Source organism: Massilia pinisoli (assembly GCF_024753285.1).
GTDB lineage: Bacteria > Pseudomonadota > Gammaproteobacteria > Burkholderiales > Burkholderiaceae_D > Telluria > Telluria pinisoli.
Genome location: NZ_JANUGW010000011.1, coordinates 52,537 through 76,648 on the forward strand (window position 1 = coordinate 52,537; position 24,112 = coordinate 76,648).

The 24,112-nt window shown below is 67.1% G+C and carries 18 protein-coding genes and 1 pseudogene; 4 read left to right on the top strand and 15 right to left on the bottom strand.

Translation table 11 applies throughout. From position 1 onward, the window contains the following. The first annotated feature begins 143 nt into the window (after positions 1 to 143). Together NX784_RS16070 and NX784_RS16075 are read left to right on the top strand one after the other, a co-directional pair. Positions 144 to 884, top strand: coding sequence for a sulfite exporter TauE/SafE family protein (locus tag NX784_RS16070; RefSeq protein WP_258817805.1), 741 nt, complete (start codon positions 144 to 146; stop codon positions 882 to 884). A gap of 100 nt (positions 885 to 984) precedes the next feature. After that, on the top strand, positions 985 to 1,173 hold the full coding sequence (locus NX784_RS16075; protein ID WP_258817693.1) for a hypothetical protein: 189 nt from the start codon (positions 985 to 987) through the stop codon (positions 1,171 to 1,173). A gap of 27 nt (positions 1,174 to 1,200) precedes the next feature. On the opposite strand, the gene NX784_RS16080 is transcribed toward NX784_RS16075, so the two are convergent. The 8 genes and pseudogenes from NX784_RS16080 to NX784_RS16115 form a co-directional block, all read right to left on the bottom strand. Beyond that, positions 1,201 to 1,347 (bottom strand): hypothetical protein, encoded by a 147-nt coding sequence (locus NX784_RS16080; RefSeq protein WP_258817694.1) that lies wholly within the window; start codon positions 1,345 to 1,347, stop codon positions 1,201 to 1,203. A 48-nt stretch (positions 1,348 to 1,395) separates the two neighbouring features. Continuing rightward, complete coding sequence (locus NX784_RS16085) at positions 1,396 to 1,857, bottom strand: SixA phosphatase family protein (RefSeq protein ID WP_258817695.1); 462 nt, start codon at positions 1,855 to 1,857, stop codon at positions 1,396 to 1,398. A 91-nt stretch (positions 1,858 to 1,948) separates the two neighbouring features. Continuing rightward, a pseudogene (locus tag NX784_RS16090) lies at positions 1,949 to 2,640 on the bottom strand (type 1 glutamine amidotransferase domain-containing protein). Between the two features lie 98 nt (positions 2,641 to 2,738). Beyond that, a complete protein-coding gene (locus tag NX784_RS16095) occupies positions 2,739 to 3,344 on the bottom strand; it encodes a TetR/AcrR family transcriptional regulator (RefSeq protein ID WP_258817696.1) in 606 nt (201 codons plus the stop codon). 43 nt (positions 3,345 to 3,387) lie between these two features. Then, on the bottom strand, positions 3,388 to 4,494 hold the full coding sequence (locus tag NX784_RS16100; RefSeq protein ID WP_258817697.1) for an alpha/beta fold hydrolase: 1,107 nt from the start codon (positions 4,492 to 4,494) through the stop codon (positions 3,388 to 3,390). A 168-nt stretch (positions 4,495 to 4,662) separates the two neighbouring features. Continuing rightward, positions 4,663 to 6,129 (bottom strand): glucose-6-phosphate dehydrogenase, encoded by a 1,467-nt coding sequence (gene zwf / locus NX784_RS16105; protein WP_258817698.1) that lies wholly within the window; start codon positions 6,127 to 6,129, stop codon positions 4,663 to 4,665. Between the two features lie 368 nt (positions 6,130 to 6,497). Further along, positions 6,498 to 8,117, bottom strand: coding sequence for an alpha-amylase family glycosyl hydrolase (locus tag NX784_RS16110; RefSeq protein WP_258817699.1), 1,620 nt, complete (start codon positions 8,115 to 8,117; stop codon positions 6,498 to 6,500). Positions 8,118 to 8,222: 105 nt separating this feature from the next. Continuing rightward, a complete protein-coding gene (locus tag NX784_RS16115; protein WP_258817700.1) occupies positions 8,223 to 9,266 on the bottom strand; it encodes a LacI family DNA-binding transcriptional regulator in 1,044 nt (347 codons plus the stop codon). A 940-nt stretch (positions 9,267 to 10,206) separates the two neighbouring features. Between NX784_RS16115 and NX784_RS16120 the strand changes: the two genes are divergently transcribed. Beyond that, positions 10,207 to 13,158, top strand: a complete 2,952-nt coding sequence (locus NX784_RS16120; protein WP_258817701.1) for a TonB-dependent receptor — start codon at positions 10,207 to 10,209, stop codon at positions 13,156 to 13,158. A gap of 193 nt (positions 13,159 to 13,351) precedes the next feature. Here the strand turns inward: NX784_RS16120 and NX784_RS16125 are convergent, their stop codons facing one another. The 3 genes from NX784_RS16125 to NX784_RS16135 are packed head-to-tail and all read right to left on the bottom strand — an operon-like array spanning position 13,352 to position 17,431. Beyond that, positions 13,352 to 14,395, bottom strand: coding sequence for a DUF4380 domain-containing protein (locus NX784_RS16125; protein WP_258817702.1), 1,044 nt, complete (start codon positions 14,393 to 14,395; stop codon positions 13,352 to 13,354). Between the two features lie 51 nt (positions 14,396 to 14,446). Next, positions 14,447 to 15,175, bottom strand: coding sequence for an ABC transporter substrate-binding protein (locus NX784_RS16130; RefSeq protein ID WP_258817703.1), 729 nt, complete (start codon positions 15,173 to 15,175; stop codon positions 14,447 to 14,449). A gap of 54 nt (positions 15,176 to 15,229) precedes the next feature. Continuing rightward, on the bottom strand, positions 15,230 to 17,431 hold the full coding sequence (locus NX784_RS16135) for an NADP-dependent malic enzyme (protein ID WP_258817704.1): 2,202 nt from the start codon (positions 17,429 to 17,431) through the stop codon (positions 15,230 to 15,232). Between the two features lie 406 nt (positions 17,432 to 17,837). Between NX784_RS16135 and NX784_RS16140 the strand changes: the two genes are divergently transcribed. Beyond that, complete coding sequence (locus NX784_RS16140; RefSeq protein ID WP_258817705.1) at positions 17,838 to 18,791, top strand: IS1595 family transposase; 954 nt, start codon at positions 17,838 to 17,840, stop codon at positions 18,789 to 18,791. An 80-nt stretch (positions 18,792 to 18,871) separates the two neighbouring features. Here the strand turns inward: NX784_RS16140 and NX784_RS16145 are convergent, their stop codons facing one another. From NX784_RS16145 to kdgD, 4 genes are all read right to left on the bottom strand, one after another. After that, positions 18,872 to 19,759, bottom strand: coding sequence for an SMP-30/gluconolactonase/LRE family protein (locus NX784_RS16145; RefSeq protein ID WP_258817706.1), 888 nt, complete (start codon positions 19,757 to 19,759; stop codon positions 18,872 to 18,874). Further along, positions 19,752 to 21,161 carry an MFS transporter gene (locus tag NX784_RS16150; RefSeq protein ID WP_258817707.1) on the bottom strand — a complete coding sequence of 470 codons (1,410 nt, stop codon included), beginning with the start codon at positions 21,159 to 21,161 and terminating at the stop codon, positions 19,752 to 19,754. Before NX784_RS16150 ends, NX784_RS16145 begins: the two co-directional genes overlap by 8 nt. A 114-nt stretch (positions 21,162 to 21,275) precedes the next feature. Further along, entirely contained in the window at positions 21,276 to 22,856 is a 1,581-nt protein-coding gene (locus NX784_RS16155) for an aldehyde dehydrogenase (NADP(+)) (RefSeq protein WP_258817708.1), read from the bottom strand. A 20-nt stretch (positions 22,857 to 22,876) separates the two neighbouring features. Then, on the bottom strand, positions 22,877 to 23,788 hold the full coding sequence (gene kdgD / locus NX784_RS16160) for a 5-dehydro-4-deoxyglucarate dehydratase (protein ID WP_258817709.1): 912 nt from the start codon (positions 23,786 to 23,788) through the stop codon (positions 22,877 to 22,879). Positions 23,789 to 24,112 lie beyond the last annotated feature (324 nt).

The window sequence follows — 24,112 nt, forward strand, 5'->3', positions numbered from 1 at the left end:
GGCCCGAGCGCGCGCCGCCGGTGTAAGATGAGCTTCCCAGTTCATCGCCGGCCCGTGCGCGCCGGCCGCGCCATGCCGACTTTCGACCGACCCGCCATCGACCCATCGCGTCTTCGTCTTCATCCCCGCGGAGCGGCATCGTGATGCTGCTGCTCGTCTTCCTGGCCGGCCTGTGGGCCGGCGTGCAGAACGCCCTGGCCGGCGGTGGATCGTTCGTCACCTTGCCCGCGCTGATCGTCTCCGGCATGTCGCCCCTCGCCGCGAACATCACGTCGACCGTCGCGCTGTTTCCCGCGCAGGTCACCTCCGGATTCGCCGGACGCAAGCTGGTCAGCGGGGCGGGCGGGTTGCCGTTCTGGGCGCTGTTCGTGCTGAGCATCGCCGGCGGCGCGGCCGGTGGCCTGCTGTTGCTGCACACGTCACCGGCCGTGTTCGCGCGCCTCGTGCCGTGGCTCGTCCTGTTCGCGACCGCCGTGTTCACCTGGGGAAGTTTCTTCCGCAAGCCCCGCGCCGACGGCACCGTCCACCTGGGCAAGGTCGGGACGGCGATCGCCCAATTCCTGATCGCCGTCTACGGCGGCTATTTCGGCGGCGGCATCGGCATCCTGATGCTGGCCGCGCTGACGATGGCCGGCCTGTCGGCGCGCAACGCCGGCGCCACGAAGAACGTGCTGGCCGGCGTGATGAATGCGTCGGCAGTCGTGCTGTTCCTCACGTCGCCGCAACTGCACTGGCTCCAGTGCGGCGTGCTCGCGTCCGGTGCCATCATCGGCGGCCTGCTGGGTGCGTGGGCGCTGCATCGCGTGAACGAGCGGGCACTGCGCGTGGCCATCGTTTGCATCGGCATCGCGCTGACCGTCGGCCTGTTCCTGAAGCCTTTCTGACACACACCGCAGCCGTGCGCTGGACACTGCTACCCGCTTGATCTACAGTGGAATCGTGCGGTGTCGCCATCAATGATGCCGCCAGGAAGGTAGGTGTGCCATGCTGGATTTTCTCTACGGCCTCGAACCGGATCTGTCGTTGCACGCGGTCGTGCTCGCGGCCGGCTTTGCGACGTTTTTCGTGATCCTGCTGTGGCGGCGTTGCCCCAACTGCAGCTGGCAGGAGTGGTCCAGCGAGTTGCTGGGCCGCGACGACAAGGACGACAAGGACGACGCGGCCCAGGAGTGACCCCCGCCGTCCGGGCCGCCGCGGCCATCAATCCGTGCCGTCGGCGTGGTAGTGGTCGGCCTGCACCTTCCGGTCCTGCTGGCCGATGCAGCCGGTGGCGCGGTCGGCGCGCAGGTCGGTGTAATAGCCGACCTTGTGCGCGGGGACCTCGCCTTCGTACATGTCCTCGGGCACGTCGGGCCCGACGCCGGGCTTGTGCGTGAAATAGTCGCGGGCAGATCGTCAACGCTGCTTCAGCATGGCCGGCACCATCGCGGCCTTGAGGATGACGCCCCGTTCGTCGTCGCGCGTACCGGTGCTCAGCCACCACGCGCCGGCTTTGCACAGCGACATCGGAAACGGCTTGCCCGCCAGCAGCCGGGTGGCCAACTCGCTGATCGCGGGATTGTGTCCAACGAGCAGGACGACGCCATCGCCCCTGGGCCAGCCCGTGGCTTTCAGCAGATCGTCGGCGGCGGCGCCCGGTGCGATGTCGTTGCGGATGTCGTAGGAGAGCCCGAGGGCATCCGCCGTCTGCCGCGTGCGGTTGGCCGGGCTGCACACGATGCGCACCTGCGCAGGGAGATAGCCGCGCAACCACTGCGCCATGTTATGCGCCTGCTGGCGGCCCTTGTCGGTCAGGTTGCGTGTCAGGTCCGGCTCGGTGTCTTCGGCCTCGGCGTGACGCCACAGAATCAGGTCCATGTCCGTTTCCTCGTCGGGTGAGATGAGCGACGCGTGCAGCCCGATTGTAGTCTGTGGCGTCATCGAATCAAAGCGATGCGCCGTGTCGTGGTCAAGCCGTCGCCTGCTGCCGCAACTGCGCCAGAACGACGGCAGCCGTCTCGCCGGACGATCCCGGATTCTGCCCCGTGATCAGGAGGCCGTCGCGGACGACGTAGGAACTCCAGTCCGCACCGCGTGAAAAGACGGCGCCTTTCGCCTTCAACTCGTCCTCGACGAGGAAGGGGACCACGTCCGTCAGGCCGACGGCGGCTTCCTCCGTGTTGGTGAAGCCCGTGACTCGTTTGCCTTCACCAGCGGCCGGCCGGCGGCCGTACGGACGTGACGCAGGACGCCGGGCGCGTGGCACACCAGCGCGACCGGTTTGCCGGCGCCCACGAACGCTTCGATCAATGCAATCGAGGCGCGGTCTTCCGCGAGGTCCCACAGAGGGCCGTGGCCGCCGGGATAAAACACGGTGTCGAAGTCGGCCTGGGACACCTGATCGAGGGGGACGGTGGCCGCAAGCCGCGCCATCGCATCCGCGTCGGCTTCGAAGCGGCGGGTCAGATCGGTCTGGAAATCCGGCTCGTTGCTCTTGGGGTCCAGCGGCGGACGTACGCCCTTCGGCGAGGCCAGCACGATATTGGCGCCGGCATCCTTGAACGCGTAATAGGGGGCGGCCAGCTCTTCGAGCCAGAAGCCAGTCTTGCGGCCCGTGTTGCCGAGTTGGTCGTGCGAAGTGAGTACGATGAGGACGTTCATGATGGGTTTCCTTTGTCGAGGTTGCCAGTAGACCAGTCGTCTAGGCTGGATTCAAAAAAATGCACTCTCCGTGAGAGTGCAATCGCTGCCTGCCCGGTTCAACGGGCAAGATGAAGCATCTGTCGGGTCGCCGCGAGCGCCGTCCCGAAGGGGCGGGTCGTGCGCTCGATCTTGGCCATGATGCTGGCGCCGACCCACAATTGGTACAAACTTTCGGCCACGCCGTCCGGATCGCCATCGACGGTCAGCGAGCGGTCCGCGATGCCCGCCGCAAGGGCCTCCGCAAGCCGGCCCACGATCTGCGCCGTGCCGCGGCGCAGGACGAGCCGCATGGCTTCGGAAAGGTCGGCCACTTCCGCGCCCAGCTTCACGGCCAGGCACTTGCCCTGGCAATTGTCGAACGACTGCGACACCTGCCAGGACGCCCAGTAATTCATCAGGCGTTGCGCCGCCGTCAGGCCGGGCTGTTGGAATATATGGTCGAGCTCGGACAGGTAATCGTCGAAATACCGCGTCAGCATCGCTTCGCCGTAGGCGTCCTTCGAACCGAAGTAGTGATAGAACGAGCCCTTCGGCACGCCCGCCGCCGTCAGGATCTCGTTCAAGCCCACCGCCGAGTAGCCTTTGCCGGACATGATACGTTGGCCGGTCGCGAGGATGTGCGAGCGTACGTCGTACGACTGCGTCGGGTTTTCCGTGTTCATGTGCTGCACTGTACTCGCAAACCGACCGGTCGTCTAGTGGATGCTACGCGGCGTGAACATCCTTTCCGTCGAGCCAGTCGAATATCCGCGGCCAGATGCGCGCATGCGCGTTGCGGCCCACGAGCACGCCCACGTGCTGCAGGTTGACACCGACGTCGCCCTCGTAATGCAGCACCCGCTTGCGCGGGCTTGCAGTGGCGTCGTGGAACGGCTCCAGCGCTTCCGGCGGAATCACCTTGCTGCGCGGGTCGACGACGGACAGCAGCGGTGAGCGCAAGTCGGCCGGGCCGATCGTGCGGGCGCCCACGACGAGCTTGCCCTGCATGAACGCATCGTTGCGGTACAGCGATTCGACGATCTCCGTGAACAACCGGCCCGGCAGCGGGAATTCGTCGTGCGTCCAGCGTTCCACGCGCATGTGCGTGGCCAGCGCATGCGGGTCCGTCAGCGACAGCCAGCGGTCCGTCCAGCGCTCCCACTGGAACGCCTGCGGCTCCGCCAGCGCGCTCATCATGTTGAGGAAGACACCCGGCACCTGGCGGAACGTTTCCGCGATGGGGCGCGCGTGCGGCGTCGCGTCGACGAGGCGCGCGAAGCAGTTCGACGCGGGCGAGAAGTGTAGCGGGGATTCCAGCAGAATCGTCGCGCGGACGGCGTCCGGGTACAGGCACGCGTGGATCGCGGCCAGGATGCCGCCCAGCGAATGGCCGGCCACGACGACCTGATCCGGTCCGCCGTCGGCCGCGATGGCGCGGCGGCAGGCGGCCAGCAGGTGGTCGCCGTAGTCGTCCAGGCCGAAGTGGTCGTGCGTGTCGGGCAGGGCGAGCCATTCGGCCAGGTAGACCCGGTAGCCGTGCTCGAGCCAGCGCCGCACGACGCTCACCTCGGGCGAGAGGTCCCAGATGTACGGGCGCTTGATGGGGGCCGGCACGATCAGCACGGCCGGGCCGCCGTTCGCGGTGATGTCGGCCGGCGCGCCGTAGCGGCGTAGGGCCAGGCCGGGTTCCGTGTGCAGCACCGTCGAGGGCGTCTGCTGCGGCCCGTAGCCGGCACGGTCCAGCATGTCGCCGCGGGCCTTGCGGCTGCGGTCCATGTGTTTCAGGGCCTGTGCGCCGAGGGCGCCCATCGCATTCCAGTTGCTTGCCTGCATGGCGTTCGTCCGATGTGAGTGGAAGACACCGCACTCTACGCCAACGGCCTGCCGCGTCCAACGGCGCACGGGAAGAACCTGGCCTGCGTTTGCGGCGCATTAAAGGCGCCGCGTGCACGATGCCTACGGGCTATTGTGCACGATTAAGGCAGGCCAGGGCGCGCGGCCTTACTCGACCCAGCTGTGGCCGTCGCGTGCGAGCAGCGCGAACGCTTCGGCAGGGCCCCACGAGCCGGCCGCGTACGGGTGCGGCTTCTCGTCGAGCGTCTGCCAGCCTTCGATGATCGGGTCGGCCCATTCCCATGCCGCTTCCAGCTCGTCGCGGCGCATGAAGTGGGTGAGGCGGCCGCGCACGACGTCGATCAGCAGGCGCTCGTAGGCCTCGGCGCGGCGCTGCTGGAACGCCGATTGCAGGTCGAGGTTCAGCGCCACCTGCTGCATCTCCATGCCGCTGCCGGGCTGCTTGGCCATGATCTGCAGCTTGATCGCTTCTTCCGGCTGCAGCTCGATGACGAGGCGGTTGGCGACGGCGCCTGCCGTCTGCGGGAACAGGGGGAACGGCGGGTTCGCGAATTCGACGACGATCTTCGACGAGCGGCGCGCCATGCGCTTGCCGGTGCGCAGGTAGAACGGGACCTTGGACCAGCGCCACGTGTCGATGAAGGCGCGCAGCGCGACGAACGTTTCCGTCTTGCTGTCGGCCGGGACGTTCTTCTCTTCGTGGTAGCCGGGCACTTCCTGGTTGCCGGAGACACCGTGGATGTACTGGCCGCGGATCGTGTCGCGCGCGATGTCGGCGAGCGACATGCGGCGCAGCGAGCGCAGGACTTTCAGTTTTTCGTCGCGCACGGCGTCCGGCGACAGCGACGTCGGCGGCTCCATCGCGACGATGCACAGCAGTTGCAGCAGGTGGTTCTGGACCATGTCGCGCATCGCGCCGGCGCCGTCGTAGAAGCCGGCGCGGCTGCCCACACCCACTTCCTCGGCGACGGTGATCTGCACGCTCGCGATGTTCGGCGCGCGCCACAGCGGTTCCAGGATCGAGTTACCGAAGCGCAGCACCATCAGGTTCTGCACGGTTTCCTTGCCGAGGTAGTGGTCGATGCGGTAGATCTGCGACTCGGCGAAATGGCGGCCGACGTCTTCGTTGATGGCGATCGCGGACGACAGGTCCGTGCCGAGCGGTTTTTCCAGCACGACGCGGGCGTTGGCGTCGACGAGGCCGCTGGCCGCGAGCTTGTCGCAGATCGTCGTGAACAGCGACGGTGCCGTCGACAGGTAGAACACGCGCTGGGCGCCGGCGCGCGATGCCTGCGCGAGCGCGGAGAAGTCGGGCGCGGCCTGCACGTCCAGGCGTACGTACTCGAGCAGCTTGAGGAAGCCGTCCCACGTCTTTTCGTTGAAGTTGCTGGCGGCGATGAACGAGCGCGAGTTCGCCTCGATGTGGGCGAGATAGGCCTCGCGGTCGAAGTCCTGGCGGCCGGTGGACAGGATGCGCGTCGTCGGCGCCAGGTTCCCGTGCAGGAAGGCCATGTACAGGGCCGGCAGCAGCTTGCGCATCGCAAGGTCGCCCATGCCGCCGAAGATGATCATGTCGAGGGGAAGGCCGTTGTCTGCTTCAGTCGAGTGGGTCATTGTTCTGGATCGTAGGAGTTGAGATGATCGTCCGCCAGGGCGTGACGGAAGCAACCCGCTGCAGACCCGTGTGTCGGGACGGCCAGCGTGCGGCGGCGGACGTTGCGGGCCGGCTTGTGGCCGGGCGGCGACGCCGCGGTCGGGCGGGATGGGTGCGCCTGTGTCCTGGAACAGGCGATTGTACACCGCGCCGGCGCCTGTGCCGGCACCGGGCTGCGCGGGCCGGCCGGGCCCGCGCAGGCTATATCAAAAACTGATAACAAATGGCGAATAAGTGATGGGCTGTGCATGCGGCGGGGCATTAACATGGTGGCTCGTGCGGTGGCGTGGTGGCCATCAGCACGGCCTCGACTTACTTACTCTCGATATCATTTCAGGGCGCCCTCGTGGCGCCCTTTTTTTATCGTGCCGATCAGCCAGCCGTAGGGCGCCAGCGTCGCGTCCGCAGCTTGCCAGCCCGACGCGTACAGCGGCTCGACGGCCGCCTGAACGGCCGCAAACGCACGTGTCGTCACCGACAGGTTGGCCAGCACGACGATGTCTTCGCGCCCATCGCTGCGCATGAAGCCGACGGCGCCCGGCGGCAACGCGTCCAGGAACGCCGTCGCGCCTTGGCGCAGCGCGGCGCGTCCGCGACGCAGTGCGATCAGTGTCCGGTAGTGTTCGTACAGATCGGGATCGCCCGCCTTCCAGTCGAGCTTCCAGCCGCCGGCCAGCACTTGCCAGCCGGTCCATGTCGGCTCGTCGAATTCCTGGCCCATCAGGATGTGCGGCACGCCGTCCATGGCCATGACGACCGCCGCCGCCGGGCGGTGGACGGCGCGGCCCAGGAAGGCCGACGCGCGTCCTTGCTCCTTGTCTTCCAGCCAGCGCATGCGCAATGCGCCGCGCGGAAAGCTGTACGTCGATTCGTTCCAGTAGCGCGCGAACGCGGCGCCGTCGGCTTCGCCGCGCGCACAACCGCGCAGCATCGCGCGCGTGCCGCCTTCGTACGTCAGGTCGCACGCCGCCAGGTGGTGGAATTCGTTGTATGACTGCGCGATCAGGGCGATGTCGGGCGCCACCGCCGCCAGCGCCGCGCGGATCTCGTCGAGGAAATCGCAGGGCGTGATGTCGGCGTCGTCGAAGCGCAGGCCGTCGATGCCGAACCGTTCGATCCAGCCGCGCATGCTGTCGATGAGCGTGCGGCGCAGCGCGCGGTCGCCGAAGTCGAAGCCGGCGAATGCCTCCCGGTTGGGGACGGCGTAGCAGATGCTCCCGTCGGCGCGCCGCGTGTACCAATGCGGACGCGTGCGCGTGAACGGGTGGGCGATGCTGCTGCGGTTCAGGGTCCAGTCGAGGAGCACGCGCATGCCGCGCGCGTGCGCCGCGTCCACGAGCGCGCGCAGGGAGGCCGCATCGCCCAGGCTCGGCTCGATGGCGTCGAAATCGCGCACGTCGTATGGGTCGCCCGACGCGCCGACGGGGTGGACGGGCATGATCCACAGCACGTCCACGCCCAGTTCGCCCAGATAGGGCAGCCTGGCGCACACGCCGGCGAAGCCGCCGCCGAAGGCCGGTACCGACAGCTGGTAGATCACGCCGTCGCGCAGCCAGGCGGGGCTCGCCAGCGCCTGACGCGCATGCAGGGGCCCGGGCGTATCGGCGGAGAGGCCGGCGTGGCGCATCAGTACGGCGCCCGTCTCGTCGACCGTCAGGCAGGAATTGTTCTGGCCGTCTTCCGATATCCAGGGATTCGCGGGGTCAAGGATCCACGCCGTGCCGTCGACGACGAATTTGTACAGATGGCGTCCGGCCGGCACGGGCAGCACGGTCTGCCAGCGCGTGGGCGACACGCGTTCCAGCACGCAGGCGTCGCCTGCCCAGCTGTTGAACGTGCCCGCCAGCGCGACACTGCGCGTGCCCGGCGCGGCGTCGAACGTGAAGCGCACGCCGCCGGCCGCTGCATGGGGCAGCAGGGCGGGGTCGGCGCGGAATTGCACATCCATGGTTGTCCTTGTCGTTGATACGGCAAGGATGTAATTAAACTACGTAATTGCGATGAAGTAAAGCCGAGATTCCGGACGGCGATTGGCAATGCCTCAGTAATTTAGCTACGCGCTGTCCCGCTCGACGATCGTGAAGCCGATGTCGCGCACGACCTCCGGGATGTGCTTGCCCGCGATCCGGTCGATGAGGAAGTTCGCGGCAATGGTGCCCATCGCGCGGCCGTCCAGGTGTACGGTCGTGAGGGCAGGGTAGGTGTCCGCCGCGAACGCCTGGTCGCCGAGGCCGACGACGGCCAGGCGGCCCGGCACATCGATGCCCAGCGCATGCGCCTCGGTCAGCACGCCCAGTGCGACCATGTCGGAGCTGCAGAACACGGCGTCGATGTCCGGATGGGCCGCCAGCAACGCGCGCAGGCCCGTGCGTCCGCCCGCCGCCGTGCCCGGCGCGGAGGTCGTATGGAACGGGATGCCGCCGTCCGGACCCTGCATGTCGAGCCGCACGGCCGCCTGCGCGAACGCGCGGTTGCGGCGCTGCGCCCGTTCATCGGAGGCGCTGATCACGGCGGCGCGCCGGCGTCCGCGCTGGTACAGGAATTCCGCGACCGCCTCGCCCACGCCTTCGTGCGAAAAGCCAACCAGCATGTCGGCCGGCGTCGGCGTGAAATCCCACGTCTCGACGACCGGAATGGCGCTGGCCTGCAGGCGGCGCCGGCCCAAAGCAGAGCGCATGATGCCGGCCAGGACGATGCCGTCCGGGCGCCGCCCGATGATCGCTTCCAGCAGTTCGTCTTCGCGCGAGTTCTCGTAGCCCGCCTGGCCGAGGATCAGCTGGTAGCCGGCGGCCGCGAGCGTCTCCGTCAGCGACTGGACCGTGTCGAGGAAGACGGAGCCGGCGATGGTCGGCAGGATCGCCGCGATCATCCGGCTGTGCGTCGACGCCAGGCTGCCGGCCAGCAGGTTCGGCACATACCCCGTCCGTTCGATCGCCGTACGCACCTTCTGCACTAGGTCGGGCGACACTTTTTCCGGCGAGTTCAGTACGCGCGACACGGTGATCGGCGCCACCCCGGCGACACGCGCCACGTCGACGAGCGTCAGGCCGCCTTTCGAGCGGCGCGTCCGCTTCGGCGGTTCGGCAGGCATATTCATGCACCGTCTCCGTGACGCGCGCCGCGCGCGGCGTGGCGCTTGCGATATTGGATTTTCTGAAAATCTACCATGTCTTTATTACGATCTCCTTTTCGAAATGGGACCGCGTATCGAATTAAATAGATCGGACTCTACGTCCTCTCATGGATAGCGGCAAGCGTCCGTTCAATTTCTTGCAGATTAATGAACGGTGCGGGAAACGTTCCCATTTGTCGGCGGATTTAACTGATTGCGCTACCATTCGATTTGCCGGATTAGCGTGTCGATTCAGTTTTCCGGTATTCCGGCTCGTGCATGTCGGTGATGATCGATTATCCAGTCGATAGCGCTACCATTTCAATCCGATTGTGACGTTCATGGGTTGTCTCGAACGCAGGCGAACGGTCGCCTTCTGGGGCCAATCGTGTCGTCCGGGCCGCGTATCCCCCGTCGGCGGCCATTGGCCGCGCGCGTCTCAGGCGGTGTCCGGGCCAATCGGGCGCCCGCCCGACGATGCTTCGGCGCCGCCGAGGCACGTCGATCCGGCGCAGGTTGACATTGAATTGCTGAGCTATCAATTTTCAGCATACTTCATTGCAAATAAAACATACCTACGATGTTAGCGCACAACAAGATGTTATCGCGTTTGACAAACCTCACGCATGATCACTACACTCATGAAAACGATTACATAACCATAAAGACTACAGCGACAACGCAATAAATACAGCGTGGAGACAAGTATGCCGGTACTGATTCTGCCATTCCCCATCGCCGCCGTTCGCGGCGCTTTCGCATTCGATTCCCATTGCCGTTCCGGCGTTGCGCTGCCAGCGCTACACGCCCAGGACCGGTACTGAGCGTTCCCGCGGCCGTCCCGCGGCGGTCGTTTTTTCTGCAGTTGAAACTCAGCCCCGCCATCGAAGCGGAGCGCATTATGCAAGATGCATAGGAGATTACAATGATTCGATTCAAGAGAACCGCGATCGCAGTCGCAGCCAGTCAGATCGCATTGCTTGCCGGCAGCGCGGCGCTGGCCCAGGAGGCGCCTCAAAACGCCTCTGGTGCTAACGTTGTCGTCGTGACGGGCCAGCGCGCCGCGCTGCAATCCGCGCAAAAGATCAAGCAAAATTCGGACGAGATCGTCGATTCGATCGTCGCGGACGACATCGGCAAACTGCCCGACCGCTCCGTCACCGAAGTGCTGCAGCGCGTGGTCGGCGTCACGATCGACCGCACGATGTCGAAGGGCGACCCGGAGCACTACTCGGTCGAAGGTTCGAGCGTGAACGTGCGCGGCCTGTCGTACGTGCGGTCGGAACTCAATGGCCGCGACTCGTTCTCCGCGAACGGCGGCCGCGCGCTGAACTTCGAAGACGTGCCGCCGGAACTGATGGCCGGCCTCGACGTTTATAAAAACCCGTCGGCGGAACAGATCGAAGGCGCCGTCGGCGGCCTCGTGAACCTGCGCACGTTCCTGCCGTTCGACTTCAAGGGCCGCAAGATGGCCGCGTCGGTGTCGGACACGTACTCGGAACTCAAGAAAGGCAAGACGTCGCCGTCCGGTTCCTTCATGTTCTCGGACCGCTGGAAGACGGGCTTCGGCGAGATCGGCGCGCTCGTCGACCTCGCGTATTCGGAAAGCGGCACCCGCACCGATGCCTTCCAGGTCGAGCCGTACTATCCGCGCACCGACGTCGTGCCGGGCAAGACCGTGTGGGTGCCGAAAGGCTCCCAGTGGCGCACGCTGGAATTCGACCGCAAGCGCACGGGTGCGTACGCCGCGCTGCAGTGGAAGAAGGATGCGTCGCTGAGCTCCCACATCACGTTCTTCAAGTCGCGCTACAAGATGCACTGGGACGAGCAGGCGATCTTCGCCCAGTCCAGCCCCTACAACATCCAGGTCAGCCCGGACGCGACGTTCGATTCGAAAGGCGCGCTGCTGACCGGCACCTTGACCGATCCGGCCGACAAGGGCATCAACTTCGGCGGCGACACGCGCTCGGCCGACCGCAAGTCCGACACGACGGACATCGCGTGGAACGTACGCTGGCGTCCGAACGACCGCTGGACCCTGACCACTGACCTGCAGCGCATCCGCGCGACGACGAGCAGCTTCGACTCGACCGTCGCCACCGGCGTGACGATGCCCAGCGAGACGATCGACCTGCGCGGCGACGTGCCGACCTTGTCGTTCACGCAGGCGGACCGCGCGTACCTCGCCGACCCGGCGAATTACTACTGGGCGTTCACGATGGAACACCAGGACCGCAGCAAGGCCGGCGAATGGGCATGGCGCACGGACGCGAAGTACGACTTCGACCATCCGGTTCTGCGCGACATCCGGTTCGGCGTGCGCCTGACCGACCGCGATTCGCGCAACGAGAACTCGAACCCGAGCTACAACTGGGCCGCCATCACGCAGCCATGGCAGGTGGGCGGCACGCTGACGGGCCTCGCGTACCTGGGCGATCCGCGCTTCAGCAACCAGGTCCAGATTCACTCGTTTAACAACTTCTTCAACAACAACACGTCCGTGCCGTCGCTCGTCTTCCCGGGTGTCGGCCTGACGACGGGCTATCCTGGCAGCTATGCGTTGCTGCACACGTACCCGAACATGTTGTGCAAGGACGGCACCAACAAGTGCACGTCGTGGAACCCGGCGACGTTCGGCACCGACCCTGCCGGCCTGAACGACCAGAAAGAGCGTACGGGCGCCTTGTATTCGCAGTTGCGCTTCGGCTTCGACGACCTGAAATACCCGGTCGACGGCAACGTGGGCATACGCTACGTGAAGACGAAGATGACGGCGCACGGCTACACGGTGTTCAACCCGAGCTCGTCGACCGGGCCGGGCATCCCGACGTTCACCGCGTTCTCGCAGAAGCAGGACTTCAGCAACGACTACGGTAACGTGCTGCCCAGCCTGAACCTGCGCATGAAGGCGACCGATAAACTGCAGTTCCGTGCCAGCCTGTCGACCGGCATTTCGCGTCCGGACTTCACCGACCTGCAAGGCTATACGACGCTGTCGCAGAACGTCGACAACGCGACGGGCCAGGTCACCTACACGGGCACCGGCACGGGCAATCCGAACCTGCGGCCCGTCCGTTCGCACCAGTTCGACGTGACGGCCGAGTGGTATTTCGCGCCGTCCGGCTCGGTGACCCTCGCGCTGTTCAACAAGCAGCTGAAGGACGTCATCATCAAGCAGTCGTACGGCTATAACGTCGCGGACACCACGGGCAAGCCGTACACGTTCACGGTGACGGGCCCGGTGAACGGCGCCGACGGCCATGCGCGCGGTGGCGAGATCACGTACCAGCAGTATTTCGACATGCTGCCGGGCTGGCTGTCGGGCTTCGGCGTGCAGGCGAACTTCACGTACGTCGACAGCAAGACGTCGCTGCACCAGCCGGTGCATTCCGTGTACTGCTCGGGTGGGAACTCGGCCACCAACTTCAACCTGAACCTGAACGGCTGCGACATCGACGGCAAGACGTTCGGCGACCTGCCGCTGATCGGCCTGTCGCGCCAGGCGTACAACCTCGCCCTCATGTACGACAAGGGCCCGTGGTCGGCGCGTATGGCGTGGAACTGGCGCTCGAAGAACCTGCAGAACGTGAACGTCAACGGCACGCAGGGCACCGACGGCACCGACACCAACCCGAACAGCGCGACGGTCGGCCAGCATAACGTGGCGTGGGCGCTGCCGGTGTGGTCCGACGGCTACGGCCAGCTGGACGCGTCGGTGATCTACAACATCACGGAGAACCTGTCGATCGGCCTGGAAGCGCAGAACCTCACGGACGCCAAGACCCGCCAGCTGATGCAGCAGGGGATCGGCTTCAAGGGCCGCGCGTGGTTCGTGTCGGGGCCGCGCTACACGGCGCAGATGCGGTACAGCTTCTGATCGTCGCGTTGAAGGAAGAACGCCCCGTTCGCGGGGCGTTTTTTTTCGGAGCCCTTGCAGCCGGGTAGGGTCGGCATTTGAGGCCGGGGGCCTCAAATGAAACGTACCCACGCGGACGCCGGCATGATGCACGCGTTACGCGTGGGCGAACAGGCCGCCCACCCTGCGTCGACCTGCCCGTCGGCTTACCGGGTTAGAGCCCTTGCAGGCCCAGTTCCTTCGCGTGCGCGCGCAGGAACGCCACGTGCGCGCGGCGCGTGTCCGGCCCATCGTACGGCAGCAGCGTCCACAGCTCGGACGCCTGCATGTGCCGTCCCGGCGCCAGCGTTTCGTACGGCGCATGCACTTCCATCTCCATCAGGCCCTTCTCGGGCGCGTCCGGCTGCCAGTCGTTGTACAGCTCGACCTGGCCCTGGTCCGGGTGGATCGCCGTGCGCGGCTGGTGCGCGAACTGGATCACGAGCACCTGGCGGTCGTGGAAGCCCGCCATCCAGCCGGCCGACGGCTGCAGCAATATCTTGCCGTTGCGGTGCGGCTTGCCCGCGCCGGCCGGGAAGGCGTCCAGCGAGAACAGGCCGTCCGCGAGGGTCCACGTCAGCGGCACCATGTCCGGCTTCGGTTCGATCGCCTGCTGGCGCACGTCCGCGCGGCGCGCGACGGGCACGTACACGCGCGTGGCCGCATGGGCGCGCGTGTTGAACCAGATGTCCCATGCCACCTGCGCGGTGCGGATGTTGGCCGCATCCACGTCCAGGCGCAGGCTGTGCGGCTTGCCCGGCACGAGGCTGTAACGCTTGACGAGCTGCAGGCCGTTCACTGGGCTGGCCGGGCTCGCGAGCGTGACGGCGTCGGCGCTCTTGTCCTCGACCTTGTAGCGGGCGAGGCTCAAGTAAGGATCGGGCGGCCAGGGCAAGCCGGCGCGCGCCGGATTCACGTCCTGGTGCGACCACCATTCCTTCTGCGGCCCGACCCAGATCTCGTGGCCGAGCCAGCCGACGTTGTCGGCCGTCGCATCGACGGGGGCGGACGGATCGCCCGCCGCCGTGTCCACCTTCAGGAAGTTGGCGTGGCCGGCCAGCCCGAACGACAGCAGCCGGCCGCCGATGGCGTCCGTGACGGTCGCGCGCACGCTGCCGTTGTCGAGGGTGTGGACGGGGAAGTCGGCCGCCGCGTGGGCGGCGGCCATGAGGGCGCAGGGCAGGGCCAGCGCGAGGGCAGTCTTGCGTGGTGTGGACATGGGCTGTCGGTTGGTTTGAAATCGGTTTCAGACCAACAGCTTAGCAAAGAATCAGCCGGCCGGGGCGACCGATGCGCCTTCGATGCCATGGCGCGCCAGCGCGGCGGCCACAAAGCCGTCCGCCTTCATCGCCTCGACGAAGTCCGCCAGGAAGGCGGCGGCCGCCTCGCCGCGGCGCTTGGGCACGCCCATCGCCTGGCGGATGACCATGAAGCGGCCGTCCAGCAGGCGCAGGCCGGGGCGCGTGCGCGCATCCGCTTCCAGTTGCTGGCGCACGCCGGCCGCCACGTCCGCGTCCCCGTCGAGGAACGTGGGCACGACGGCGGGCGACGAGGGCGCCCGTACGATCTCCGCGTGCCGCAGGTTGCGGGTCAGGTACAGGTCGTAGGCGCTGCCCTTGCCGACGACGACACGGTGGCCGTCCCGGTCGACATCGTCGTTGGTGCGGATGGGCGAGCCGTCGCGCACGAGATAGCTGCCTTCGATCAGCACATACGGCGCCGTGAACGCGATGTCGGCGCCGCGCGCCGGGTCGATGGCGAAGAAGCCGACGTCCGCCGCGTCGGCCACGACGGCGTCCACGGACTTGGCGGCCGTGTCCACGACGACGAGCGACAGGTCCACGCCGAGCCGGCGCGCCAGCTCGCGCGCGAGGTCGACGGAGACGCCCGCCGCGCCATCGGCCGTCGCACGCGCGAGGATCGGGTTGCCGAGGTTGATCGCGGCGCGCAGCACGACCGTCGGGGCAAGGGCGGCGCGCAGGGTGGAATCGGGAATCATCGTGATCCTTCGATGGGCGGTGCGCGCCGGGGGGGGCGGCGCGCACTCGGAGGCTTAGCGTGCTTCGGCCACCGCCAACGCCGTCATGTTGACGATCCGGCGCACCGTCGCGCTGGGGCTCAGGATGTGCACGGATTTCGCCGCGCCCAGCAGGATCGGGCCCACCGTCACGCCCTTGCCCGACGTGACCTTCAGCACGTTGAACAGGATGTTGGCGGCATCCAGCGACGGCATCACGAGCAGGTTGGCGCTGCCGCCGAAATCGTCCTTCGGCTGATAAATGCGGCGGATGTCTTCCGACAGCGCGGCGTCGCCGTGGACTTCGCCCAGCACCGGCAGTTCCGGTGCCGATTGCGCGAGCAGGGCGCGCGCGTCGCGCATGCGCTGCGCGGACGGGCGCTCGGACGAGCCGAAGATCGAGTGCGACACGAGCGCCGCCTTCGGCTCCAGGCCGAAGTGGCGCATCTCCGTCGCCGCGAGCTTCGTGATCGCGGCCAGTTCCTGCGCGGACGGGTTGTCGTTGACGTAGGTGTCCGTGATGAACAAGGTCATCTTGTCGAGCACGAGCGCGTTCATCGCGGCCAGTACGTCGGCGCCTGGCGCGAGGCCGATCTCGTTCTTCACGTGGGCCAGGTGCGTGTCGTAGCGGCCCTGCATGCCGCAGATCAGCGAGTCGACCTCGCCCGCGTTCAGCAGGCGCGCGCCCTGCAACGTGGTGTCGCCTTCCGCTTCCACGAGCGTGTAGTCGACGTCGCGTTTCAGGCGCAGGCCCGATTGCTTGATCGCCTGCTCGACGTCCGCCGCGCGGCCGATCAGCACGGGTTTCGCGATGCCCTCGTCGACGACGGTCTGCACGGCGCGCAGCACGCGCGGTTCGCTGCCGTCCGCGTAGGCGACGCGCTTCGGTGCGGCCTTGGCCTTCGCGAACACGGGCTTCATGAAGAAGCCGGTGTGGTAGATCATCTCGCCCAGCTTGTCGCGGTAGGCGTCCATGTCGGCGATGGGGCGCGTGGCGACGCCCGACGCTTCCGCGGCCTTGGCGACGGCCGGCGCGATGGCGGCGATCAGGCGCGGGTCGAACGGTTTCGGGATGATGTAGTCGGGGCCGAAATTCAAGTCCTGGCCGGCGTAGGCGGCGGCGACGGCGTCGTTGGCTTCCGCCTCGGCCAGGTCGGCGATCGCGCTCACGCAGGCGAGCTTCATCTCCGTCGTGATCCGGGTGGCGCCGCAATCGAGGGCGCCGCGGAAGATGTACGGGAAGCACAGCACGTTGTTGACCTGGTTCGGATAGTCCGAGCGGCCGGTCGCGATGATGCAGTCCGGGCGGGCCGCCTTCGCCACTTCCGGACGGATCTCCGGTTCCGGATTCGCAAGCGCAAGGATGACGGGGCGGTCGGCCATCGTCTTCACCATATCGCCCGTCAGGACGCCCGCCGTCGAGCAGCCGAGGAACACGTCCGCACCGGCGACGATGTCTGCCAGCGTGCGCGCGTCCGTGGCTTGTGCATAGCGGGCCTTGTTCGCTTCCATGTTCGCTTCGCGGCCCTGCCAGATCACGCCTTTCGAGTCGGTGACGAACACGTTCTCGCGCTTCACGCCCAGGCTCACCATCATGTCGAGGCAGGCGATGGCCGCGGCGCCGGCGCCGGACGCCACCAGCTTGACGGTGCCGATGTCCTTGCCGACGACTTTCAGTGCGTTCAGCAGCGCGGCGCTCGAGATGATGGCGGTGCCGTGCTGGTCGTCGTGGAAGACGGGGATGTTCATCCGCTCGGACAGCTTCTTCTCGATGTAGAAGCATTCCGGCGCCTTGATGTCCTCGAGGTTGATGCCGCCGACGGTCGGCTCGAGCATCGCGATCGCATCGATCAGTTTATCCGGGTCGTTTTCGGCCAGTTCCAGGTCGAACACGTCGACGCCGGCGAACTTCTTGAACAGGCAGCCCTTGCCTTCCATGACGGGCTTGGAGGCCAGCGGGCCGATATTGCCCAGGCCAAGGACGGCGGTGCCGTTCGAGATGACGGCGACCAGGTTGCCGCGCGACGTGTAGTCGGCCGCGGTGGCGGGATCGGCGGCGATTTCCTCGCAGGCGTACGCGACGCCCGGCGAATAGGCCAGCGACAGGTCGCGCTGGTTCGACAGGGGTTTCGTGGCGACGACCTCGATCTTGCCGCGCACGGGGCTGCGGTGGTATTCCAGCGCGTCGGCGCGCAACTGGGTGTCTTTGGCCTCGTTCAGGCTGCTCTCAGTACTCATGGTTTCTCCTTGCCGCTTTGCGCGGACGATGTTGTGAATTCTGTGCGGCGTCCGGCGCGCGGCAGGGACCGTGCGGGGACGCGTGCCGGGACACTCGCCGCGCTCGAGTCGGCGGCGGTGGTGGAGCGCCTCCGTTGCCCGCGCGGCGTGGTGGCCGGGGCTGTGCGCGCGCTCCTGGCGCGGGCGCGGACGGGGGCGCCGTGTACACGGCGATACGCGATCATACGTGATCGCGGCCGTTGTTGCCTACTAAGCCAGATATTGGGAATATCACGTAGGCCTGAACATCCGGAACAACTGGTCCGGTCCGGCTTCGAAATAATCGGCTGTGTTCGCGGTAATTATGTGAACCGAACCGCGTTGCAGCGGTCATACGCATCGTCGAGTTAACTCATGAGGAGTGACGATGCGCGCGGTGCCGTTCGATGACGTGTTCGCCCTGTTGACGACGGTCCAGTTCTCTGCCGGTGACTTGGCCCGATTGCGAGAATGGATCGCGGGCATCGCCCATCCGGCCGAGTGCATCGCGCTGATCGAGCAGGCCGCGCGAGGACGGCCGTGTCCGCGCTGCGGTTATCCCCGCGCCCACCGCTGCGGTCAGGCGAGCGGTTTGCAGCGCTTTCGTTGCCTCGGCTGCGGACGGAGTTACAACGCGCTGACGGGCACGCCGCTCGCAAGACTACGGAAGAAAGAACATTGGCTCGCATATTTGCAATGCGTGCTCGAGTCGCGCACCGTGCGCGAGGCGGCTCGCGTCGTCGGCGTGCACCGCACGACCAGTTTTCGCTGGCGCCATCGCTTCGTGCCGGGCGCCATGCGCGATCGGCCGGCAAGGTTGTCGGCCATTGTTGAGGCCGATGAGACGTATCGCCTGGAATCGCAGAAGGGTTCGCGCAACATGACGCGCAAGCCGAGGAAGCGCGGCGGCGTAGCGAAAAAGCGCGGCATCAGTAATGAACTCGACTGCCTGCTCGTCGCGCGTGACCGTAACGGGCAAACGCTTGATTTTCATACTGGCCGAGGACAGGTGACGGTGGCGCAACTGCAAAAATGCCTAAAGCCCGTGCTGCCGGACGACGTCCTGTTGATCAGCGATTCGGCGCTGTCTTACCGTCATTTCGCGCAGCAAGCGGGCATCTTGCACGAGAAGGTGAACACGAAGAAAGGCATTCGGGCACGCGGTGCAATCCACATTCAAAACGTGAACGCCTGGCATAGCCGCTTCAAGAGCTGGGTGGTGCGGTTTCGTGGCGTCGCCAGTCGCTACCTGATCAATTATTCGGGCTGGCAGCGGATGCTCGATGCGCGACGGCTAACCACACCGGCGCATCTGCTTCGTGCTGCTGTTCAGCTCGGCTAAACGGCCGAGTCACCGAATTAACGCGAACACAGCCAAATAATCTGCCGGGCGCGCTTGCGCGCAGGCCGTGGCCGGCCCGCTCAGCCGCCGAACGGGACTTCCTGCACGCCGCGCACGCCCGGGCGCACGAGCAGCACGGCCCCCGCGAGCGCATCGTCTTCCCGGCCCGGCTGCACGATCGAGGTGACGAGCAGGGTATCCAGATCGGGCCCGCCGAAGCAGGGCATCGACGGTTTGGCGACCGGCAGCGCGAGTTCGCGGTCCAGCTTCCCGGCCGGCGTGAAGCGCAGCAGGCTGGATCCGTCGTTGCCCGCGACCCAGTAGCAGCCGTCGCTGTCCATCGTCGCGCCGTCCGGGCGGCCCGCGTACACGGCCATGTCGACGAACAGGCGGCGGTCGCGCGGCACGCCCGTGTCGACGTCGTAGTCGAACGCCCAGACGCGGCGGCGCGTCGGGTGCGAATCGGACAGGTACATCGTGCGCCCATCGGGCGACCACGCGAGGCCGTTCTGCGTGACGAGACCGGTGACGACCGGCGCCGACAGACCCTGCGCGTCGTAGCAGTACAGGCATCCAACCGGCAGCGCGGCGGCCATGTCCATCCACATCGTGCCGCTCCAGAAGCGGCCCTGGCGGTCCGTGCGGCCGTCGTTGAAGCGCATGCCCGGCGCCAGCTCGGCCGGCGCGGCCAGGCGTTCGGCGCGTACGCTCCCGTCGGCGCCCAGGTCGACGGCGAAGATGCCCGTCTCCATGCCGGCGATCAGCCCGCCGTCCGCGCGCGGCGCGATGCACGCGACCATCTCTTCCGCCGTCCAGTGCCGCGCGGCGCCCGTCGCGTGGTCGAGGCGCCAGATGCGCCGCGCGGGGATGTCGACCCAGTACCACGCCAGTTCGCCCGCGTGCCACACGGGGCTTTCGCCCACGGCGCAGGCGACACCGGGCACCCGTTCCACGCTGGCCTCAAGCATGCGCCAGCTCCTCCGGCAGATGGGCCGTCGCCTGCGTGGGGACGAGCGCCTTCATGATGCCCCAGGCGAGCAGGTAGGCGAGGGCGCAGAACGCGAACATGATCATGTAGCCCGTCTGGATCTGGCCTTGGGCGCCGTAGTAGTCGAACAGCCGGCCGCCGATTTTCGTGACGAGCACGCCGCCGATGCCGCCCGCGAGGCCGCCGATGCCGACGACGGAGGCGACGCAGTGGCGCGGGAACAGGTCGGACGTGATCGTCAGCAGGTTGCACGACCACGCCTGGTGCGCGGAGGCGCCGATGCCGATCAGGATCACGGGCACCCAGAAGCCGAGGTGGCCCAGCGGCTGCGCGAGCAGCACGACGAGCGGGAAGAATGCGATCAGCAGCATGGCCTTCATGCGGCTGTCGTACGGCGCGCTGCCCGCGCGCATGAAGCGCGACGGCAGCGCACCGCCGCCGATGCTGCCCACCATCGTCATGCTGTACAGGACGGCCAGCGGCAGCACCAGATCGGACGTCGCCATGCCGTATTTGTCGGTCAGGTATTTCGGCAGCCAGAACAGGAAGAACCACCAGACGCCGTCCGTCAGGAATTTACCGACGACGAAGGCCCACGTCTGGCGCAGGCCCAGCAAGGTGCGCCAGCCGGGCGCCGGACCGGTCGCGGCGACGGGCGCGGCACCTGCATCGTCGCTGCGGATGTACGCCAGTTCGGCGGACGACAGCCGGCGCTGCCGGGCCGGCTCGTCGAACAGGAAGGCCCAGAACACGACCCACAGGAAGCCGATGGCGCCGATCCAGATGAACGCGGCCTGCCAGCCCCAGATCGCCGCAAGGATCGGCACCGTCAGCGGTGCCAGGATCGCGCCGATGTTGGCACCGGAATTGAAGATGCCGGTCGCGAACGAGCGCTCCGATTTCGGAAAATACTCGGCCGTCGCGCGGATCGCGGCCGGGAAGTTGCCCGCTTCGCCGATCGCGAGGATCGTGCGGGCGACGATGAAGCCGACGACGGACGCCGGCACCGCAAGGCCCAGCAGCGCCTTCACGCCGGCGCCCAGTTCGATCGAATAGGCGTGAGCGACGGCGCCGCCCGACCACACGACGATGGCAAGCAGGTACGCCGTCTTGGTGCCCAGGCGGTCGACGATGCGGCCGGCGAACAGCAGGGCGATCGCGTACACGAACTGGAACGCGGCGGCGATGTTCGCGTAGTCCGTGTTCGACCAGCCGAATTCCTTCGACAGCGACGGCGCCAGCAGGCTCAGGACCTGGCGGTCGAGGTAGTTGACGGTCGTGGCGAAGAACAGCAGGGCGCAGATGGTCCACCGGTAGTTGCCGCCGGCGGGACGGATGGCGGGGCTGGCGACGGAGGTGTCGCCCGTGCGGTTGCGTGTCATGGTCAGGCCTTGGTTTGATTATGCTGACGTGTGCGGCCGATGTCTCCCTCGGCCGTTGCGGGTGGCGGGCACATCGTACCAGCCACCCGATACCGCGATGCGTCTACATCGTGATTATTTCGCGACGCGCAGTTCGCCGTCCACCAGACGCGCGAGGTGGAGCGGGTTGTCGTCGCGCAGCGCGTCCGGCAGCAGGTCGGCCGGCACGTCCTGGTAGCACACGGGGCGCAGGAAGCGGTCGATGGCGGTGGCGCCGACGGACGTCGTGCGGCTGTCCGACGTGGCCGGGAACGGACCGCCGTGCACCATCGCGTGGCTCACTTCGACGCCGGTCGGGAAACCGTTGAACAGCACGCGGCCGGCCTTGCGTTCCAACGTGGGCAGCAAGCCGGCCGCCAGTTCGCGATCGGCGCCGGTGGCGTGCACGGTGGCCGTCAACTGGCCTTCCAGGTGGTGCGCCACCGCGAGCATCTCGGCCTCGTCGCGGCACGCAACGAGCAGCGATGCCGGGCCGAAGATTTCCTCATCGAGCGCGGGGCTCGCGAGATACGTGGCGGCGTCGCAGGCGTACAGCGCGGCCTGCGCGGCGCAGCCCGCGCCCTCGCTGCCGCCTTGCGCGACGAGCGCGACACCGTCGATGCCGGTGCGGCGGCCGACGGCGTCGACATAGGCCTTGTGGATGCCGGCCGTGAGCATCGTGCCCGCGCCTTTCGCGCCCATTGCTTCGGCGGCCGCGGCGCGGAACGCGTCGAGGTCGGGGCCGGCCAGGCCGATCACGAGGCCCGGGTTCGTGCAGAACTGGCCCACGCCCAGGGTGAGCGAATCGACGAAGCCCTGCGCCAGCTTGGCGCCGCCGGCGGCGAGGGCGCCCGGCAGCAGGAACACGGGGTTAATGCTGCTCATCTCCGCGTAGACGGGAATCGGCTGCTTGCGCGCGCTCGCCGTGTGCACGAGGGCGAGGCCGCCCTGGCGCGAGCCCGTGAAGCCGACGGCCTGGATGGCGGGGTGGGCGACCAGCGCCTGGCCGGCCACGCGGCCTTCGCCGATCAGCAGCGAGAACACGCCGTCCGGCATGCCACAGTCCTCGGCGGCCTGGCGCACCGCCTTGCCGACCAGTTCGGACGTGCCGAGGTGGGCACTGTGCGCCTTCACGACGACGGGACAGCCGGCGGCCAGCGCCGATGCCGTGTCGCCGCCGGCGACGGAGAACGCGAGCGGGAAGTTCGACGCGCCGAACACGGCGACGGGGCCCAGCGGGATCTTGCGCATGCGCAGGTCGGCACGGGGCGGCGTGCGCTGGGGCAGGGCGGAGTCCAGCGTGGCATCGAGGAAGTGCCCGTCGCGCACGACCTTCGCGAACAGACGCAGCTGGTTGCACGTGCGCGCGCGTTCGCCCTCGAGGCGCGCAAGCGGGAGGCCCGATTCGGCCGAGGCGCGTTCGATCAGGGCCGGACCGATGTCCATGATGCGGTCGGCGATGGTTTCCAAAAAGCGCGCGCGCTGCTCCAGCGGCAGGTTACGGTACGTGTCGAACGCGTCTTCCGCCAGCGCGCATGCGCTCGCGACGTCGTCTGCCGTCGCGAGGCCGAATGCCGGCTCCATCTCCGCGCGGGTGGCCGGGTTGAAGGCACGCGTGGTGCCGGCGCTGCCGCGCACGACGCGGCGGCCGATGATCATCTCGCCTTGGATCGTCATTTGTTCGTTCTCCTTCGATGTCATTGCGGGCCTTGGGCCACGATCAGCTTGTGCAGCATGTCGCATTCTTCGTCCGTCAGGTCCGTCAGCGGTGCTCGCACGGGGCCGCCATCGTGGCCGACGAGGCGGGCGCCCGCCTTCACGATCGACACGGCATAACCGGCCTTGCGGTTGCGGATCGCCAGGTACGGGAGGAAGAATTCGTCCAGCAGGCGGTTCGTCGTCGCGTAATCGTCCTTCGCGATCGCGCGATAGAAGTCCATCGCGAGCTTCGGCATGAAGTTGAAGACGGCGGACGAATACACCGGCACGCCCAGCGCCTTGTACGCGGCGGCATACACTTCCGCTGTCGGCAGGCCGCCCAGATAGCTGAAGCGGTCGCCCATGCGGCGCCAGATCGAGACCATCAGCTCGATGTCGCCGATGCCGTCCTTGAAGCCGATCAGGTTGGGGCAGCGGTCGGCCAGCTTTTCCAGCGACTCCGGCGTCAGGCGGCATTGCGCGCGGTTGTACACGACGACGCCGATGTTCACCGATTTGCAGACTTGCTCGACGTGCGCGACGAGGCCGTCCTGGCTCGCTTCGGTGAGATAATGCGGCAGCAGCAGCACGCCCTTGGCGCCGAGGCGCTCCGCTTCCTGCGCGAACGCGATGGCGCTGCGCGTGGGGCCGCCGGCGCCGGCGAGGATCGGCACCTTGCCGGCGCACGTGTCGACCGCCGTCTTGATCACTTGCGAATACTCGTCGTGCGTGAGCGAGAAGAACTCGCCGGTGCCGCCGGCCGCGAACAGGGCGGTCGCGCCGTACGGGGCGAGCCATTCGAGGCGCTCGACATACGTGCCGGGACGGAAGTTACCTTCGGCGTCGAAGTCGGTGATGGGGAAGGACAGCAGGCCCGAGGACATGACCTGTTTGAGTTCTTGCGGATTCATTCGCGCTCCAGGAAAGATGCAAAAAGATGGTTCGTCTACAATTGTCAGTCATCGTACAAGTGGCCCGGGAAAACCGCAAGAAGAAAATCTTACCCCGGCCGCGCCCGCGCCACTGATGCCGAATCGGATATCGACGGCGCGAAAAAAATGATTGGACAGGGTATTTACCAATTCGTAGGAAATGCGCTACTCTGCGATGATAGCGGTAACAGGTAGCGTTACCATCGCTATGGACGCCAGGCAACACGGCACAGCAGCAGAGGCAGCGATCCGGGACGAGGCGGGGCGACAACCGCCGGTCCCGGCATCGCGGTCCGCCACGCG

Bases quoted from the DNA above. Each gene is read 5' to 3' on its own strand.
- NX784_RS16115 (WP_258817700.1), bottom strand. From the start codon at position 9,266: ATGAATATGCCTGCCGAACCGCCGAAGCGGACGCGCCGCTCGAAAGGC.
- NX784_RS16120 (WP_258817701.1), top strand. From the start codon at position 10,207: ATGATTCGATTCAAGAGAACCGCGATCGCAGTCGCAGCCAGTCAGATC.
- NX784_RS16075 (WP_258817693.1), top strand. From the start codon at position 985: ATGCTGGATTTTCTCTACGGCCTCGAACCGGATCTGTCGTTGCACGCG.
- NX784_RS16140 (WP_258817705.1), top strand. From the start codon at position 17,838: ATGCGCGCGGTGCCGTTCGATGACGTGTTCGCCCTGTTGACGACGGTC.
- NX784_RS16100 (WP_258817697.1), bottom strand. From the start codon at position 4,494: ATGCAGGCAAGCAACTGGAATGCGATGGGCGCCCTCGGCGCACAGGCC.
- NX784_RS16130 (WP_258817703.1), bottom strand. From the start codon at position 15,175: ATGATTCCCGATTCCACCCTGCGCGCCGCCCTTGCCCCGACGGTCGTG.
- NX784_RS16150 (WP_258817707.1), bottom strand. From the start codon at position 21,161: ATGACACGCAACCGCACGGGCGACACCTCCGTCGCCAGCCCCGCCATC.
- NX784_RS16135 (WP_258817704.1), bottom strand. From the start codon at position 17,431: ATGAGTACTGAGAGCAGCCTGAACGAGGCCAAAGACACCCAGTTGCGC.
- NX784_RS16110 (WP_258817699.1), bottom strand. From the start codon at position 8,117: ATGGATGTGCAATTCCGCGCCGACCCCGCCCTGCTGCCCCATGCAGCG.
- NX784_RS16085 (WP_258817695.1), bottom strand. From the start codon at position 1,857: ATGGACCTGATTCTGTGGCGTCACGCCGAGGCCGAAGACACCGAGCCG.
- zwf (WP_258817698.1), bottom strand. From the start codon at position 6,129: ATGACCCACTCGACTGAAGCAGACAACGGCCTTCCCCTCGACATGATC.
- NX784_RS16095 (WP_258817696.1), bottom strand. From the start codon at position 3,344: ATGAACACGGAAAACCCGACGCAGTCGTACGACGTACGCTCGCACATC.
- kdgD (WP_258817709.1), bottom strand. From the start codon at position 23,788: ATGAATCCGCAAGAACTCAAACAGGTCATGTCCTCGGGCCTGCTGTCC.
- NX784_RS16155 (WP_258817708.1), bottom strand. From the start codon at position 22,856: ATGACGATCCAAGGCGAGATGATCATCGGCCGCCGCGTCGTGCGCGGC.
- NX784_RS16125 (WP_258817702.1), bottom strand. From the start codon at position 14,395: ATGTCCACACCACGCAAGACTGCCCTCGCGCTGGCCCTGCCCTGCGCC.
- NX784_RS16070 (WP_258817805.1), top strand. From the start codon at position 144: ATGCTGCTGCTCGTCTTCCTGGCCGGCCTGTGGGCCGGCGTGCAGAAC.
- NX784_RS16145 (WP_258817706.1), bottom strand. From the start codon at position 19,759: ATGCTTGAGGCCAGCGTGGAACGGGTGCCCGGTGTCGCCTGCGCCGTG.